The sequence below is a fragment of the Streptomyces sp. NPDC041784 genome, from assembly GCF_055591025.1.
This window is the reverse complement of record NZ_JBVJAB010000014.1, coordinates 163788-179109: the sequence shown is the minus strand read 5'-3', so window position 1 is coordinate 179109 and position 15322 is coordinate 163788. Positions and strand designations below refer to the sequence as shown.

Below are 15322 nucleotides of genomic sequence, written 5' to 3'. Positions count from 1 at the left end.
GTCAGGCTCCCTTCTTCGGACGGCGTTCGGTCGGCTGGGTCACCCGGTCGAGCATCAGGCCGAGGCAGACGATGGCGGCGCCGGCCACCAGTCCGGTCGCGAGGTCGCCCTGGGCGAGGCCGAAGACGGCGTCGTAGCCGAGCGCGCCCCCGCCGACCAGACCGCCGATCACGACGACGGCGAGGACGAGGACCACGCCCTGGTTGACGGCGAGCAGCAACGCGGGCCGGGCGAGCGGCAGCTGGACCTGGCGCAGCTGCTGGGCCGGGGTCGCGCCGAGGGACCGGGCGGACTCCAGGGCGGCCGGGTCGACCTGCCGCAGGCCCTGCGCGGTGATCCGTACGACGGCGGGCAGCGCGTAGACGACGGCCGCGGCGACGGCGGGCGCGCGGCCCACGCCGAACAGGGCGACGACCGGGATCAGGTACACGAACTGCGGCATCGTCTGGAAGACGTCCAGGACGGGCCGCAGCAGCCGCTCGAACCGGTCGCTGCGGGCGGCCACGACACCGGTGGCGAAGCCGAGCACGAGGGTGACGGCGACGGCCGCGAGGACCTGGGAGAGCGTGTCCAGGGACGGCTCCCACACGCCGAGCACGCCGGTCGCGGCCAGGGCGAGGACGGCGGTCAGCGCGGTGCGCCAGGTGCCGATCGGCCAGGCGACGGCCGCGACCAGCAGCAGCACCGCCCACCAGGGCAGACCCTGGAGACCGTCCCGGAGCGGGTCGAGGACCCAGGTGGTGAAGTGCCCGGCCCAGTCGGCGGTGCCGCCGATCACGGGGACGCCGGAGTAGAGGTGGTCGGTCATCCAGGCGACGGCGTCGTTGACGGGGGCGGCGACGGCCACCGTCCAGGACTCGGGCCAGTCGAGCCGGCCGACCGTCCGTCCGGCGACGGCCACCGCCACCGTCACGGCGGCCGGTACCGCGTACACGACGGGCGCGGAGCGGGCCCGGCCGGTGCGCGTGGTGCGGCCGGTGGCGTCGCCGGCCGCGGCCGTGACCCGGTCCAGGACGACCGCCAGCAGCACGATCGGGATGCCGGCGGTGAGGGCCGCGCCCACGTCGACCGAGGCCAGCGCCTGGTAGACGCGGTCGCCGAGGCCGCCCGCGCCGATCACCGACGCGATGACCGCCATCGACAGCGCCATCATGATCGTCTGGTTGAGGCCGAGGAGGAGTTCCCTGCGGGCCAGCGGGACGCGGGCGGTCAGCAGACGCTGGCGGGCGGTCGCGCCCAGCGAGTCCACGGCCTCCAGGACCTCCTTGTCCGCGCCGCGCAGACCGAGGGCGGTGAGGCGGGCCATGGGCGGGGCGGCGTAGACGACGGTGGCCAGGACCGCCGCCGGGACGCCGATGCCGAAGACCAGCACGACCGGGAGGAGGTAGGCGAAGGCCGGGAGCACCTGCATGGTGTCCAGGACCGGGCGCAGGGCGCGGTCCAGGCGGGCGGAGAGGCCGGCGGCGAGGCCGAGGAGCGCGCCGACCACGACCGACGCGAGCACGGCGACGGCCATCAGGGCGAGGGTCTGCATCGTCGGGACCCACATGCCGAGCGCGCCGCAGGCCAGGAAGGCGGCGGCGGTGCCGAGCGCGAGGCGTGTCCCGGCCGTGCGCCAGGCGACGGCGGTCGCGGCGGCGGTGACGCCCGCCCAGCCGGCGGCCAGGAGGAGCAGGTAGACGGCGCGTACGGAGACGACCACCGCGTTGCTGACGTGGCCGAGGAAGTGGACGAACAGGGGGTGGCTGTCGCGGTGGTCGATGATCCAGTCGCCCGCGCCGGTGAGCGGGGTGGTGAGGTCGACGGTGAGGGCCCGGGGCCAGGTTCCGCTGGACCAGCGGGCGTCGGCCAGGGGGACGAGGATCGCGGCGGCCGCCACGAGCATGAGGAGTTTGCGGGCGGCCGGGTGTTTGAGAACGCCCGGGAGCGCGACGCGAGCGGTGGGCGCGGTGACCGTCGTCATCGGACCGCCTCCTTGTGGGCCGGCCCGGCCCCGGCCACTCCGGACACTCCGGCCACTCCCGCCGCCCCGGCCACTCCGGCCACTCCGGCGACCACGGCGAGCAGGCCTTCGTGGTCGACCACGCCCAGACACCGCCCGGCGTCCATGACCCGTGCCGGGGCTCCCGCCCGTGCCACCGCCTCGATGGCCTGTGACACGGTCGCGGTCGGGGCGATCGCCGGGCCGGTGCCCGCCTCCGCCGCCGACGCGGGGCGCATCGCCGTACGGACCGTCACCACCTGCTCGCGCGGTACGTCCCGGACGAACGCGCGGACGTAGTCGTCCGCCGGGGAGCCCACGATCTGTTCCGGGGTGCCCAGCTGGACCACGCGGCCGTCACGCATGAGGGCGATGCGGTCGCCGAGTCTCAGCGCCTCGGAGAGGTCGTGGGTGATGAAGACCATCGTGCGGCCCTCCTCGCGGTGCAGCCGGACGACCTCCTCCTGCATGTCCCGCCGGATCAGCGGGTCGAGCGCGCTGAACGGCTCGTCGAAGAGGAGCACCTGCGGATCGACCGCCAGCGCCCGTGCCAGGCCGACACGTTGGCGCTGGCCGCCGGACAGCTGGCTCGGGCGGCGCTGTTCCATGCCCTCCAGGCCGACCTTGGCGACGACGTCCGCCGCGCGCGCCCGGCGTTGCGCCCGGCCCATGCCCTGGATCTCCAGGCCGTACGCCACGTTGTCGAGGACCGTGCGGTGCGGGAGGAGGCCGAAGTGCTGGAAGACCATCGCGGCGCGGTGGCGGCGCAGCTCGCGCAGCCGGGACCGGTCCATGGCGCGCACGTCCTCGCCGTCGATGGCGATCGTGCCGGCGGTCGGCTCGATCAGCCGGGTCAGACAGCGGACCAGCGTGGACTTGCCGGAGCCGGACAGGCCCATCACCACGAAGACCTCGCCCTTGCGGACGTCGAAGGAGACGTCCCGGACGGCGGCCGTGCAGCCGGTGCGGGCACGCAGGCCGGCGGGCGGCAGGGCGGCCAGCTCGGGGTCGGCGGGGATCCGGTCGGCCTTGGGGCCGAAGACCTTCCACAGGCCGTCGACGGAGAAGACCGGGGTGGCCGGGGTGGTCGCGGTACTCGAAGTGCTCTGGGTGCTCGGAGTGCTCTGGATGCTCTGGGTGCTCTGGGTGCTCATCACGCACCGCCTCCGATCAGGTCGACGGCCTTCTCCCCGACCATGAGCACCCCGATCATCGGGTTCACGGCGGGCATGGTGGGGAAGACGGACGCGTCGGCGATCCGCAGACCGTCCAGGCCGCGCACCCGCAGCTCCGGGTCGACGACGGCGCGTTCGTCGTCGGCGGCGCCCATCCGGCAGGTGCCCGCCGGGTGGTACACGGTGTGCGCGGCCCTGCGGGCGTACTCGCTCAGCTCCTCGTCGCCGGTGAGGTGCGGCCCGGGGGCCACCTCGCGCCGGAGCCAGCCGGCGAGCGGCTCGGTCCGGGCGATCTCGCGGGCGATGCGGATGCCGTCGACGAGGGTGCGGCCGTCGTGGTCGTCCTCGTCGGTGAAGTAGCGGAAGTCGAGGGCGGGCTTCACGGCCGGGTCGGCGCTGGTGAGGTACAGGCGGCCGCGGCTCCTCGGCTTGGGGATGTTGGGGGTCATCGAGACGCCGTAGGGGGGCCGTTCGTAGCCCAGCCGCTCCGGGTTGTCGGTGAACGGGACCTGGTAGAAGTGGAACATCAGGTCGGGGCCCGGGTGTTCGGGGTCGCGGCGGACGAACAGGCCGGCGTCGCTGTCCATCGCGGAGTTCTCCGGGATCGGCCCGTTCGTCTCCCAGACGATCACCGACTCGGGGTGGTCGAGGAGGTTCTCGCCGACCCCGGGCAGATCGTGGACGACGGGGATGCCGAGCGCCTCGAGGTCCTCGCGGGGACCGATGCCCGAGTGCAGCAGCAGTCGGGGCGAGTCGACCGCGCCCGCGCACAGCACGACCTCGCGCCGGGCCCGTACGAGGATCTCCTCGCCGTCCTGACGGCGGACGTGCACGCCCGTCGCGCGGGTGCCGTCCAGCTCCAGCCGGTGGGCCCAGGTCTCCAGCAGGATCGTCAGGTGGGGGCGCTCGTCCATCACCGGGTGCAGGTAGGCCACGGAGGCCGACGAGCGCTTGTTGTCCTCGGGGTGGTAGGCGAGGTCGAAGAAGCCGGCGCCCTCGGTGAACGGCCTGCGGTTGAAGCCCTCGATCCGGGGGACGCCGAGGGCCTTGTGGGCCGCGTCGACGAAGTCGCGGGCGATGGCGTTCCGGTCCTTCTCGTCGACCGGGACGATGTTGTTGAGCAGCCGCGCGTAGTACGCCTCCATCGGCACCGCGCCCCAGCCCCTGGCTCCGGCCGCCTCCCACTCGTCCCAGTCGGACGGCAGCGGTTTGAAGGCGATGAGGGTGTTGTGGGAGGAGCAGCCGCCGAGGACGCGGGCGCGGCTGTGCCGGATGTGGGAGTTGCCGCGGGGCTGCTCGGTGGTGGGGTAGTCGTAGTCGAGTTCGCCGCCGAGCAGACCCGTCCAGCGGCGCAGGGTCAGCACGTCGTCGCGGCCGACGTCGCTGGGGCCGCCCTCGATGACGGCGACCGTGACATCGGGGTTCTCGGTGAGGCGGGAGGCGATGACGGAGCCCGCGGTGCCGCCGCCGATGACGACGTAGTCGTAGACATGGGTGTTCTCGGACATGGGGGTACTCCAGAAGGGGCTTGCGGAAGAGGAGGGAGGACGTCGGCCGGGGTCAGCCGGCGAACCAGCGGACCGGCTTCGGCGCGAGGTTCTGGTAGACGTGCTTGGTCTCGCGGTACTCGGCGAGCCCGGAGGGGCCGAGTTCGCGGCCGACTCCGCTCCGTCCGAAGCCGCCCCACTCCGCCTGCGGGAGGTAGGGGTGGAAGTCGTTGATCCAGACCGTGCCGTGGCGCAGCCGCGCGGCGACCCGGCGGGCGCGGCCGGCGTCGGTGGTCCAGACGGCGCCGGCCAGGCCGTACTCGGTGTCGTTGGCGAGGAACACCGCCTCGTCCTCGGTACGGAAGGTCTCGACGGTGAGGACGGGTCCGAAGACCTCGTCCCGGACGACCCTCATCTCGCGGTGGCACCGGTCCAGGACCGTCGGCTCGTAGAAGTAGCCGGACTCCGGGCGCTCGGGGGCGGGTGCGGGCCGGCGGCCTCCGGCGCGCAGCACCGCGCCCTCCGCGAGCGCGGAGTCGACGTACGCCTCGACCTTGGCGCGCTGCTGCTCGGAGACGAGGGGGCCGCACTCGACGCCCCGCTCGGTGCCGCGGCCGAGGCGGATCCGGGCCGCCCGGTGGGCCAGTTCGTCGACGAACCGCTCCCGGAGGGACTCCTCGACGATCAGCCGGGAGCCGGCCGAGCAGACCTGGCCGCTGTGGATGAAGGCCGCGTTGAGGGCCTGGTCCACAGCCGTGTCGAAGCCCTCGGCGGTCTCGCAGGCGTCCGCGAAGACGACGTTGGGGTTCTTGCCGCCGAGTTCCAGGGCGACCTTCTTGACGGTCGGGGCGGCGGCCCGGGCGACCTCGGTGCCGCTGACCAGGCCGCCGGTGAAGGAGACGAGGTCGACGTCGGGGTGCGCGGCCAGCCGGGCGCCGACGGTGTGGCCGGGACCGGTGACGATGTTGGCGACCCCGGCGGGCAGGCCCGCCTCGACGAGCAGCTCGATCAGGGCGACGGTCGTCAGCGGGGTGATCTCGCTCGGCTTGACGACGAAGGTGTTGCCGGCGGCGAGGGCCGGGGCGATCTTCCAACTCGCCTGGAGGAGGGGGTAGTTCCAGGGGGTGATCAGCGCGCACACCCCGACGGGTTCCTGGACGACGACGCTGTGCACGTCGGGCGAGCCCGCGTCCACCACCCGGCCCGGGGCCTCGGCGGCGACCAGGTCGGCGAAGTAGCGGAAGGCGTCGGCGACACAGTCGATGTCGATCCGGCCCTCTTCGAGCGTCTTGCCCGCGTCCCTGCTCTCCAGCAGACCGAGGCGTTCGCGGTCGCGTACGAGGAGATCGGCGACGCGGCGCAGCAGTGCGGCGCGGGCGGCGGCCGGGGTGCGCGGCCACTCGCCGGCGTCGAAGGCGCGGCGGGCGGCCGCGACCGCCAGGTCGGTGTCCTTCTCGTCGCCCTCGGCGACCACGGCGAAGGGGCGGCCGTCGGCGGGGTCGAGGATCTCCCGCGTGGCACCGGAGAGGGCCGCCCGCCATGCGCCTCCGGCGTGGACGGTGCCGTGTGCCTGCTGTTCCGTGCTGTCGACCATGGTCGCTGTCGCCTTCCGTTCCTGTGCAGTCCCCCTGTGTCACCCGTGGGTCACCCTCGGGGACCGCGATCGCCTGCCCTTCGTCTCCGGTTGCATGCGCAACGCGGGCGGAAAGTGCGCTGTGTCACTGAGGATGGGGGCGTATCGGGGCAAAAAGGAACGGTGGCGGAGCCTTGCGATGCGGATGGGTAGATGGGTGGACGGGTCAGACGGGCAGACGGGTTGCACGACCTCTCTCAGAAGTCGATCCGCATCACCACCCGCCGCAGCGTCGGCCTGCTCACCTCCCGGAAGCCCGCCTCGGCGAACACCTGGGCGGCGCCGACGTGCAGTTCGCCCCAGGTGATCTCGACCCCGGGGGTGGTGAGCATCGGGTACGCCTCCAGGGCGGTGGCGCCGTGGGCGCGGGCGTAGGGGACGGTGGCGCGGGCGAGGCCGTAGGTGATGCCCCGGCGGCGGAAGCCCCGCCGGGTGAGCAGGCAGGTCACCGCCCAGACGCCGTCGTCGGCCTTGTCCTCCCGGCGGCCCGTCCACGGCACGCGGGTGCGCAGCAGCCGGGGGTAGGCGGTACGGGGTTCCACGGCGGCCCAGCCGACGGGCTCGCCGTCGAGGTAGCCGACGAGTCCGGTGGTGGACCGGGCGCCGGGGTCGTCGCAGCCGCTCTGCTCACGCAGGTCGACGGCGCGCTCCTCGGGGGTGGAGGTGTTCCACACGTGGTCGAGGACCTTGTAGCGCCGGCACTGGCAGCGGCCGGGGTAGTCGGTGGTGCCGAAGACGGCCCGGAGGTCGTCCCAGGAGGCCTCGTTCGCGGGGACGACATCCAGCGCGTCGGGCAGGACGGCCTCGGGCGGAACGGCCTCCGGCCGGACGGCCTCGGGCAGAAAGGCCTCGGGCAGGAAGGCCTCGGGCAGGAAGGCGTCGCTCATCGCGGCGGGTCCTCCCCCACGCGGCCGTCGACCGCCTCCCGGATCAGGTCGGCGTGACCGGTGTGACGGGCGTACTCCTCGATCATGTCGACGAGCACCCGGCGCACACTGGGCGCGCGCCCGTCCGGCCAGGTGAGCCCGACCGGGTCGGCGAGGCCCCCCTCGGCGAGCGCCTGCCGCAGGTGGGCGCGGGAGCGGGCCACCGCGGCCTCCCAGAGGGCGTAGAGCCGCTCGGGCGGGTCGGCGGCGGCCGAGGCCCACTCCCAGTCCGGCTCGGCGTCCCGGTCGACGGCGTCCCAGGGCGCGCCGAGCGGCTTTCCGAGCAGCCGCCGGGTGAAGTACTCGTCCTCCACCAGCGCCAGGTGCTTGAGCAGGCCGCCCAGGGTGACGGTCGAGGGGGCCAGCGGGGTGTTCAGGCCGGCCGCGTCCAGGCCCTCGCACTTCCAGGCGAAGGTCCTGCGCTGCCGCTCCAGCGAGCCGATCAGGGTGTCGGCCTCGCTGCCCGCGACGGGCGGCTCCAGCAGCAGTGAGGGTTCGGGGTTCTCGCTCATGCCGGGCAGGCTACGGTCCGTTCCGGACGATCTGCTGCCGGAACCGTCAGGACGGTCGATGAAACCCCGCGAAACCGAGGACAGCAGCCCCACCGCCCGCGCCCTCCTGGCCCTGGAGCTGTTGCAGAACACCCCCGGCATCACCGCCGCCCGCCTGGCCGACCGGCTCGGTGTGTCCGAGCGGGCCGCCCGGCGCTACGTGGGCATCCTGCGCGAGGCCGGGATCCCGGTGGAGTCCACGCGCGGCCCGTACGGCGGCTACCGGGTGGGCCGGGGTCTGCGGCTGCCGCCGCTGATGTTCACGGCGACGGAGGCGCTCGGGCTGGTCATGGCCGTCCTGGACGGCCATCACGACGCGGCGGACCCGGCCGGGCCGGTGGGCGGCGCGCTCGGCAAGCTGCTGCGCGCCCTACCGGAGCCGGTCGCCGCCCCGGCCGAGGCGGTCCGCCGGGTCCGGGCCCGGGGCGGCCTCGGCGCCACGAGCCCCGCGCCCGAGACCACGGCCGCGCTGGTCCGGGCCTGCGCGGACCGGCGCCGGCTGCGGCTCGGCTACCGGCTGGGCGCGAAGGGCGTCCGGGGCATGGAGGTGGATCCGTGGGCGGTGGCCGTGCACCACGGCCGCTGGTACCTGCTGTGCTGGTCGCACACGCGCGAGGCCCGGCGGGTGCTGCGGGTGGACCGGGTGGCCTCGGTGACCGCCCTGCCGGAGACCTTCGAGCCGCCCGCGGGCCTCGACCCGCTCGCCACCATCGAGGAACACCTCTCCGAGGGCTGGACGTACGAGGTGGAGGTCGTCGTCGAGGCACCCGTCGAGCACGTCGCCCGGATCCTCCCGCGCAGCCTGGGCCGCCCCGAGCCGCTCGGCCCGGACCACACCCGGCTGCTGGCCACGACCGACGAGCCGGACTGGTACGTACGGCAGCTCACCGCGCTGGACGTGCCGTTCCGGATCACCGGACCGCGCGAGCTGCGGGACGCGGCACGGGACCTCGGACGGCGCCTCGCGGCGGCGGCCGGCGAGGAGGACGCGGGCGACCAGGACGACGACCGTCGACAGACACCGGACCTTTGACTAAAGTCAAAGAACTATGGAGCCCGTGGAGCCCGTGCCGAGTGACGACGTGGCGGCCCTGCGCCGCTTCAACCGCTACTACACCCGCCGGATCGGCGCCCTGGACGACCACTACCTGGGCCAGGACCGCCCTCTCGGCGAGGCCCGGCTGCTGTTCGAGATCGGCGACGGCGCGTCGCTGCGCGACCTGCGCACCCGGCTCGGTCTGGACGCCGGCTACCTCAGCCGGATGATCAAGTCCCTCCAGGCCCAGGGCATGGTCCGCACCGGCGTCCACCCGTCCGACAGCCGGCTGCGCACGGTCGAGCCGACCCCGGCCGGGCGGGTCGAGGTCAGGGAGCAGAACCGCCGGGCCGACGGCCTCGCCGAGAGCCTCCTCGGCGGCCTCACCGGCCCCGAGCGCGCCGAACTCACCGGCGCCCTCGCCGGCGCCTGGCGGCTGCTGCGGCTCGCGGCGATCACCGTGGCCCTCGTCGACGGGGCCGACCCGGACGCCCGCGCCTGTCTCGACGCCTACGCCGCCGACCTCGACGCCCGCTTCCCCGAGGGCTTCGACCCGTCCGACCTGGTCGGCCCGGCGGAGGTCTCGGGCGACGCGGGCGCCTTCTTCGTGGCGTACGAGGAGGACCGCCCGGTGGGCTGCGGGGGACTGCGCACCCTGGAGGCGGGCGTCGGCGAGATCAAGCACGTCTGGGTGCACCGCGACGCCCGCCGCCTCGGCCTCGCCCGCAGGCTGCTCGGCCGGCTGGAGCGGGCGGCGGCCGAGCGCGGCCTGGACGTCGTACGTCTGGACACGCACGCGTCGCTCACCGAGGCGCGGGCGATGTACCGGGCGTGCGGGTACCGGGAGATCCCGGCGTACGGGGACCACGTGTACGCGGGCCACTGGTTCGAGAAGCGGCTGTCAGGCTGACGGACACCCGGTCACCAGCTCCCGGACCGCGCCGCGCAGCCACGCGTGGGCCGGGTCGGCGTCGTGGCGCGGGTGCCAGGCCATCCCCAGGACGAGCGGCGGCAGGGGCAGCGGCACCTCGAAGGAGACCAGGCCGAGGCGCTCCGCGAGCGGTACGCCCCAGGCCGTGTTCAGGCCCACCAGGTCGGTGTCGCGCAGCACGAAGAGGGAGGCGGGCAGCGAGCCGACGCTCGCCACCACCCGCCGCCGCAGGCCGAGTTCGGCGAGCGCGGCGTCCACCGGCCCGTGCAGCCTGCCGCGCCGGGACACGATCAGATGACCGGCCTCCCGCGCGAACCGCTCGGGCGTCAACTCGCCCTCCAGCAACGGGTGTCCGGCCCGGACGACACCCATCATGCGGTCCTCGCGCAGGTGTTCGCGGTGGACCTCGGGTGCCACCGTGTCGATGACGCCCACTTCCAGGTCGGCGGTGCCCTCCCGCAGGAACGGCACGTCGATGTGGCTCTCGCTCAGGAAGCGCAGCCGGATGCCGGGCGCCTCGGCGGCGGCGCGGGCGAGCAGGGCCGGGCCGTACGCGGCCGCCACGGAGTCGTTCCCGAGGATCGTGACGGTCCGGGTCACCGCCGCGAGGTCGGTGTCGGCGGCCGGCGCGAACAGCGCACGGGCCCGCTCCACGACCGCGCTCACCTCGGCCCGTACGGCGAGGGCGCGCGGCGTCGGCACCATCCGCCGCCCGGCCCGGACCAGCACCGGGTCCCCCAGGGCCTTGCGGATCCGGCCCAGGGTGCGGCTCATCGCGGGCTCGGACAGGTGCAGCCGCCGGGCGGCGCCCTGAACGCTCTGCTCCTCCAGCAGCACGTCCAGCGCGGCCAGCAGATTCAGGTCCAGCCCCGCGGATTGCGTCATGCGCATGTGTCCCTTGCGAAGGTTGCACTGGAAAGCAGGTCGGGGCCGAGCCTACGGTGAAACCGCCCGCCGGCCGCACCGCCCGCCGCACCGCCCGCCGCCCGGGCCCCACCCCGACCAGCTCCCGAGGAGGAGCCTTGCCTCCGCACGCCCTGAAACGGTCCACGCTCCTCACGCTCTGCGCCTGTGTCCTGGTCGCGCAGAGCATGGTGGCCGCCGTCAACCTGCTGATCCCGCAACTGGGTTCGTCGTCCCTGCACCCCTCGTCCACCGAGATCCTGTGGACCGTCGACGCCTACGTCATCGTCTTCGCGGGCCTGCTCGTCCCGGCCGGCGCGGTCGGCGACCGGTACGGCCGCAAGGGCGCCCTGCTCACCGGGCTCGCCCTGTTCGCCGCCGGGGCCGCCGTCAGCGCCTGCGCGACGGGCCCCGCGCCGCTGATCGCGGGCCGCGGCGTCTCGGGCGCCGGGGCGGCACTGATCACCCCGGCGACCATGTCGATCCTCGTCCACCTGGCCGGACCGGAGCGCCGCGCCCAGGCGCTGGCCTCCTGGACGCTCGCCATGGGCCTCGGCGGCATGGCGGGCAACCTCGGCGGCGGACTGGTCGGCCAGTACCTGAGCTGGCGGGCCCTGTTCGGCGCGATGGTCCCCCTGGCGGCGCTGCTCGCGCTCGCCGTGCTGGTCGCCGTCCCGCGCACCGAACGCTCCCCGGGCGGCCGCCCCGACCCGGTGGGCACCCTGCTGCTCACCGCCGGTCTGGTCGCCGTCCTCTTCGGGATCATCGAGGGCCCCGGCCACGGCTGGACCTCACCGGACATCCTGCTGTCCTTCGCGGCAGGCGCCCTGCTGATCGCCCTGTTCACCGGGCACGCGCTGCGCTCCGCCGCCCCGCTGTTCGACCCGCGCGTGTTCCGCTCCCCCCGGCTGCGCGCGACCACCCTCGGCATGACGACCGGCTTCTTCGGGCTGTTCGCCCTGTTCTTCGTCAACTCCCAGTACCTCCAGGAGGTGAAGGGCTACGAGCCCGCCGTCACCGGCGTCGCGATCGTCCCGCTGATCGTCGGCATGACCCTGGTGCCGAAACTGGCCGCCCGCTGGTCGGCGCACCCGCGACCGGTCGTCGGTGCGGGTCTCGCCCTGATCGGGCTGGGGCTGCTCGGCGCGTCCACCGCGGGCCCCGACACGCCCTACCCCGTCTACGCCTGCTGGCTGCTGGTCATCTCGGCGGGCACGGGGCTGTCCATGCCCGCGCTGACCCTGGGCGTGGTGGCCTCCCTCCCGCACCGTCAGGCGGGTCTCGGCTCCGGCCTCGGCACCTCCGCCCGCGAGATCGGCGCGGCTCTCGGCGTCGCGGTCGCCGGCACCGTCCTGGCCGGGCACGCCGACCTCGCCGCCGGGATGGGGCCGGCGTTGCGCACGGTCGGGGCGGTGGTCCTGGTGGCGACCGCGGTGGTCGTGGCCGGTCTGCGGGGTACGGGCGGCCGGGGGACGGGTCCGACGGTGGCGGCGGTGCGGGAAAAGGCCGCGGGCCCCCTCCCGGAGGAGTCCGGAACGGGGCCCGTGAGGTGAGAGGAGGCTCAGATGAGGCCGAGGGCGCGGACCGCGTCGCGCTCCTCCTCCAGCTCCTTCACCGACGCGTCGATGCGGGCGCGGGAGAACTCGTTGATGTCCAGGCCCTGGACGATCTCGTACACGCCGTCCTTGGTGGTGACCGGGAAGGAGGAGATCAGGCCCTCCGGGACACCGTACGAACCGTCGGACGGGATGCCCATGGAGGCCCAGTCGCCGTCGGCGGTGCCGTTGACCCAGGTGTACACGTGGTCGATCGCGGCGTTGGCGGCGGAGGCGGCCGACGAGGCGCCACGGGCCTCGATGATCGCGGCACCGCGCTTGGCGACGGTCGGGATGAAGTCGTCGGCCAGCCACGTCTCGTCGTTGACGACCTCGGCGGCGTTCTTGCCGGCGACCGTGGCGTGGAAGATGTCCGGGTACTGGGTGGCGGAGTGGTTGCCCCAGATGGTCAGACGCTTGATGTCGGCGACCGTGGAGCCCGTCTTCTTCGCGAGCTGGGTCAGCGCGCGGTTGTGGTCGAGGCGGGTCATCGCGGTGAAGCGCTCGGCCGGTACGTCCGGGGCGGCGGCCTGGGCGATCAGGGCGTTGGTGTTGGCCGGGTTGCCGACGACGAGGACCTTGATGTCGTCCGCGGCGTGGTCGTTGATGGCCTTGCCCTGCGGCTTGAAGATGCCGCCGTTGGCCTCCAGGAGGTCACCGCGCTCCATGCCCTTGGTGCGGGGGCGGGCGCCGACGAGGAGGGCGACGTTGGCGCCGTCGAAGGCGACGTTCGGGTCGTCGCTGATGTCGATGCCCTGGAGCAGCGGGAACGCGCAGTCGTCCAGCTCCATGGCGGTGCCCTCGGCGGCCTTGAGGGCCGGGGTGATCTCCAGGAGGCGCAGCCGGACCGGCACGTCCGCGCCGAGCAGCTGGCCGGAGGCGATGCGGAAGAGCAGGGCGTAACCGATCTGGCCGGCCGCGCCGGTGACGGTGACGTTCACGGGAGTGCGGGTCATGGCGTTCTCCGTATGACAGCTGTCGGTGGGGCGTCCCTGCCCCTGGTGGGACGTACAAATGATCGATCTCTCGGTATCAAGAGATCCGACCAGCGGTCAGGCTATCGCGCCTCCGGGATGCCGGACGTCCGGGGCCGTGTGGCCCGTCCCACAGAACGGACACCCCCTCGTACCACGAACGGCGGCCGCCGGTCCGGGAGAGGAGAGACCGTACGGCCGCCGTGGTGGGGGTACCGGGTCGTGCCGGATCCCGTGGGGGTACGGTTCGCGTGCCCAGGGAGGACGGGGGTATTCCTGCCGGGCACGGTTTTTTCCTCCGGCCGCCGCACGACTCCACCCGTCCGGCCGTAACGAACGCCCCAACGCCCCACACCCCACGGTCAGACCGTCAGGTCGTCGGGCCGTCGGGCCGTCGGGCCGTCGGGCCGTCGGGCCGTCCTACAGCGTGCACCCCTTCTCGCCCGAGGCCAGGACCGCGCACGCCTTCGCCTCCGCCGCGTCCCGCACCGCGATCATCGGGGTGTACGCGATGGTGTCGCCGACGGTGGTGATCCGGCCGGTCTGCCGCGCCGCCCCCACGGTCACCCGCACCGAGTCCCCCGGGGCGGCCTGCACGATCCGGCCCCAGGCGGCGCCGCAGGTCCTGCTGTAGCGGACCTCGACCACGACCGCGCCGACACTCGCGCTCTTCGCCGTGACCACCAGGTCACCGCTGCACCCCATCGCCTCGGCGTCCTGGCCGGTGCACGCGGACCCGGCGCACAGCACCCCGGAGGGCAGCACGGCATCGGAACTCTCGGCCGGCGACGGCTTCCCCGCGCCGACGGCCTCCTTCGGATCCCCGTCACCGGTGAGCAGGAAGGCGCCGACCACGACGGTCACCACGCCCATGACCCCGGCGAGGAAGAGGGTCCACCGCCGCGAGCCGCTCCGCCCCGGGGGCGTGGGCTCCTCCGGCGTCGACAGCGTGGGCGACACCCCGCCCGGCCCCGCGACACCGGGGGCCGCCGCACCGGATGCCGTGGCGGCGGAAGCCGTGGCGGCGGAAGCCGTGGCGGCGGAAGCCTTGGCGGCGGGGGACTTGGCGGCGGGAACCGTGCCGCCCGGGGCCTTTGTGGCGGGGGTCGTGCCGCCCGGGGCCTTCAGGGCGCGGGTCGCGGCACCCGGCGCCGCCCGTGTCCCGTCCCGGGCGATCTCCAGCGCCTGCGTCGCCGCGTCGCGCCGCAGCTCCGCGCGGCTCCACGCGCGCTCGGCCAGTTCCCACAGGGTGGTGAGGTGGACGGACGGGGTGCCGGTGACCTCGGCGAGGGCGACGACCGCGCCCTTGGGGGCGAGCAGACGGCCGTTGAGATAGCGGTCCCAGGACGTCCTGCTGTAGCCGGTGCGGTCGGCGACCGCCGGGAGGCTCAGGCCGGCACGGCCCACGACCCTGCGCAGCAGTTCGACGAACTCCCGTACCTGCGGATCGAGTTCGTCCGGCAGTTCCTTCCACCGGGGCATCGGACCCCCTCCCTCCGCACCGTCCCCCATGGGCCACGCGGGCCCGATGTACCGACGATTCGGGACACATCCCCGAACTGTCAACGTATCGGCACGACGAGCGCACTTCAGCCGAAGGCCACCGCGCCCCCGACGGCCACGAGCAGCAGCGCGAGCAGGAGCAGCACCGCGTAGAGGAGGAGCCGTCCCGCGGCGCGCGGCGGGGCCGGCGGGGCGGGTTCCTCCAGGCGGTCCCACCAGGGGACCGTGGGGTCGTCCTCGTACTCCTCGCCGCCCGCCGCGGACGGCGGTTTCGGCCAGGCGTCGACGGCCAGTTCCCACCGCACGACGTGCCGTTCGGCGTCCGCCCCGCTCACCCCGGCCACCCGGCACAGCGCGGCGACGGCCTGCCGGGGCGGCGGCTGGACGGCGTTGAGATAGCGCTGCCAGGAGGACTTGCTGTACGCGGTGGCGGCGCCGAGCCCGGCCAGGCTGAGGCCCGTGCGGTCCTTCAGCTGCCGCAGCTGGTCCACGAAGTGCCGTACCTCCGACGGCAGCCCGTCCGGCAGCGGCTGCCAGCCACCCATCCCGCCCACCTTTCCCCTCGATCCGTCGAGAGGACGACGTCCGGATGCCGGACGGTTCCCGCGGCGGGCGGTGGCGGACGCG

13 protein-coding genes are annotated in these 15322 nt (G+C 74.4%); 3 read left to right on the top strand and 10 right to left on the bottom strand.

The window, feature by feature from the left end; genetic code table 11:
* Window position 1: 1 nt before the first annotated feature.
* The 6 genes from ACZ6D7_RS28515 to ACZ6D7_RS28490 all read right to left on the bottom strand — a co-directional run bounded on the left by ACZ6D7_RS28515 (window position 2) and on the right by ACZ6D7_RS28490 (window position 7714).
* Window positions 2-1963, bottom strand: a complete 1962-nt coding sequence (locus ACZ6D7_RS28515) for an ABC transporter permease subunit (RefSeq protein ID WP_469496613.1) — start codon at window positions 1961-1963, stop codon at window positions 2-4.
* Window positions 1960-3135 (bottom strand): quaternary amine ABC transporter ATP-binding protein, encoded by a 1176-nt coding sequence (locus ACZ6D7_RS28510; RefSeq protein WP_469496609.1) that lies wholly within the window; start codon window positions 3133-3135, stop codon window positions 1960-1962. Before ACZ6D7_RS28510 ends, ACZ6D7_RS28515 begins: the two co-directional genes overlap by 4 nt.
* The gene (locus ACZ6D7_RS28505; protein ID WP_469496605.1) at window positions 3135-4664 is read right to left on the bottom strand and encodes a GMC family oxidoreductase; all 1530 of its coding nucleotides are present in this window, start codon (window positions 4662-4664) and stop codon (window positions 3135-3137) included. The genes ACZ6D7_RS28510 and ACZ6D7_RS28505 overlap by 1 nt, the downstream gene beginning before the upstream one ends.
* A 52-nt stretch (window positions 4665-4716) precedes the next feature.
* Complete coding sequence (locus ACZ6D7_RS28500; RefSeq protein ID WP_469496599.1) at window positions 4717-6237, bottom strand: aldehyde dehydrogenase family protein; 1521 nt, start codon at window positions 6235-6237, stop codon at window positions 4717-4719.
* 236 nt (window positions 6238-6473) lie between these two features.
* Window positions 6474-7163: a GNAT family N-acetyltransferase gene (locus ACZ6D7_RS28495; protein ID WP_469496596.1), complete on the bottom strand. Its 690-nt coding sequence runs from the start codon at window positions 7161-7163 to the stop codon at window positions 6474-6476.
* A complete protein-coding gene (locus ACZ6D7_RS28490; RefSeq protein WP_469496594.1) occupies window positions 7160-7714 on the bottom strand; it encodes a DinB family protein in 555 nt (184 codons plus the stop codon). The genes ACZ6D7_RS28495 and ACZ6D7_RS28490 overlap by 4 nt, the downstream gene beginning before the upstream one ends.
* Before the next feature lie 58 nt (window positions 7715-7772).
* On the opposite strand from ACZ6D7_RS28490, the gene ACZ6D7_RS28485 reads away from it, so the two are divergent.
* Window positions 7773-8786, top strand: a complete 1014-nt coding sequence (locus tag ACZ6D7_RS28485; protein WP_469496591.1) for a helix-turn-helix transcriptional regulator — start codon at window positions 7773-7775, stop codon at window positions 8784-8786.
* A gap of 16 nt (window positions 8787-8802) precedes the next feature.
* The gene (locus ACZ6D7_RS28480; RefSeq protein ID WP_469496588.1) at window positions 8803-9699 is read left to right on the top strand and encodes a GNAT family N-acetyltransferase; all 897 of its coding nucleotides are present in this window, start codon (window positions 8803-8805) and stop codon (window positions 9697-9699) included.
* Here the strand turns inward: ACZ6D7_RS28480 and ACZ6D7_RS28475 are convergent.
* A complete protein-coding gene (locus ACZ6D7_RS28475) occupies window positions 9691-10611 on the bottom strand; it encodes a LysR family transcriptional regulator (protein ID WP_469496586.1) in 921 nt (306 codons plus the stop codon). The two genes, ACZ6D7_RS28480 and ACZ6D7_RS28475, sit on opposite strands and share 9 nt — an antisense overlap.
* Window positions 10612-10742: 131 nt before the next feature.
* Here ACZ6D7_RS28475 and ACZ6D7_RS28470 point away from each other — a divergent pair, with 131 nt between their 5' ends.
* On the top strand, window positions 10743-12176 hold the full coding sequence (locus ACZ6D7_RS28470; RefSeq protein WP_469496582.1) for an MFS transporter: 1434 nt from the start codon (window positions 10743-10745) through the stop codon (window positions 12174-12176).
* Window positions 12177-12184: 8 nt separating this feature from the next.
* Here the strand turns inward: ACZ6D7_RS28470 and ACZ6D7_RS28465 are convergent, their stop codons facing one another.
* From ACZ6D7_RS28465 to ACZ6D7_RS28455, 3 genes are all read right to left on the bottom strand, one after another.
* A complete protein-coding gene (locus ACZ6D7_RS28465; protein ID WP_469496579.1) occupies window positions 12185-13174 on the bottom strand; it encodes a malate dehydrogenase in 990 nt (329 codons plus the stop codon).
* Window positions 13175-13612: 438 nt separating this feature from the next.
* Window positions 13613-14674: a helix-turn-helix domain-containing protein gene (locus ACZ6D7_RS28460; RefSeq protein WP_469496576.1), complete on the bottom strand. Its 1062-nt coding sequence runs from the start codon at window positions 14672-14674 to the stop codon at window positions 13613-13615.
* Window positions 14675-14781: 107 nt separating this feature from the next.
* Window positions 14782-15240 (bottom strand): helix-turn-helix domain-containing protein, encoded by a 459-nt coding sequence (locus ACZ6D7_RS28455; RefSeq protein ID WP_469496572.1) that lies wholly within the window; start codon window positions 15238-15240, stop codon window positions 14782-14784.
* Between the last annotated feature and the right edge of the window lie 82 nt (window positions 15241-15322).

Excerpts from the sequence above, each read along its gene's own strand:
- ACZ6D7_RS28515 (WP_469496613.1), bottom strand. The coding sequence starts at position 1,963 with ATGACGACGGTCACCGCGCCCACCGCTCGCGTCGCGCTCCCGGGCGTT.
- ACZ6D7_RS28510 (WP_469496609.1), bottom strand. The coding sequence starts at position 3,135 with ATGAGCACCCAGAGCACCCAGAGCATCCAGAGCACTCCGAGCACCCAG.
- ACZ6D7_RS28505 (WP_469496605.1), bottom strand. The coding sequence starts at position 4,664 with ATGTCCGAGAACACCCATGTCTACGACTACGTCGTCATCGGCGGCGGC.
- ACZ6D7_RS28500 (WP_469496599.1), bottom strand. The coding sequence starts at position 6,237 with ATGGTCGACAGCACGGAACAGCAGGCACACGGCACCGTCCACGCCGGA.
- ACZ6D7_RS28495 (WP_469496596.1), bottom strand. The coding sequence starts at position 7,163 with ATGAGCGACGCCTTCCTGCCCGAGGCCTTCCTGCCCGAGGCCTTTCTG.
- ACZ6D7_RS28490 (WP_469496594.1), bottom strand. The coding sequence starts at position 7,714 with ATGAGCGAGAACCCCGAACCCTCACTGCTGCTGGAGCCGCCCGTCGCG.
- ACZ6D7_RS28485 (WP_469496591.1), top strand. The coding sequence starts at position 7,773 with ATGAAACCCCGCGAAACCGAGGACAGCAGCCCCACCGCCCGCGCCCTC.
- ACZ6D7_RS28480 (WP_469496588.1), top strand. The coding sequence starts at position 8,803 with ATGGAGCCCGTGGAGCCCGTGCCGAGTGACGACGTGGCGGCCCTGCGC.
- ACZ6D7_RS28475 (WP_469496586.1), bottom strand. The coding sequence starts at position 10,611 with ATGCGCATGACGCAATCCGCGGGGCTGGACCTGAATCTGCTGGCCGCG.
- ACZ6D7_RS28465 (WP_469496579.1), bottom strand. The coding sequence starts at position 13,174 with ATGACCCGCACTCCCGTGAACGTCACCGTCACCGGCGCGGCCGGCCAG.
- ACZ6D7_RS28460 (WP_469496576.1), bottom strand. The coding sequence starts at position 14,674 with ATGCCCCGGTGGAAGGAACTGCCGGACGAACTCGATCCGCAGGTACGG.
- ACZ6D7_RS28455 (WP_469496572.1), bottom strand. The coding sequence starts at position 15,240 with ATGGGTGGCTGGCAGCCGCTGCCGGACGGGCTGCCGTCGGAGGTACGG.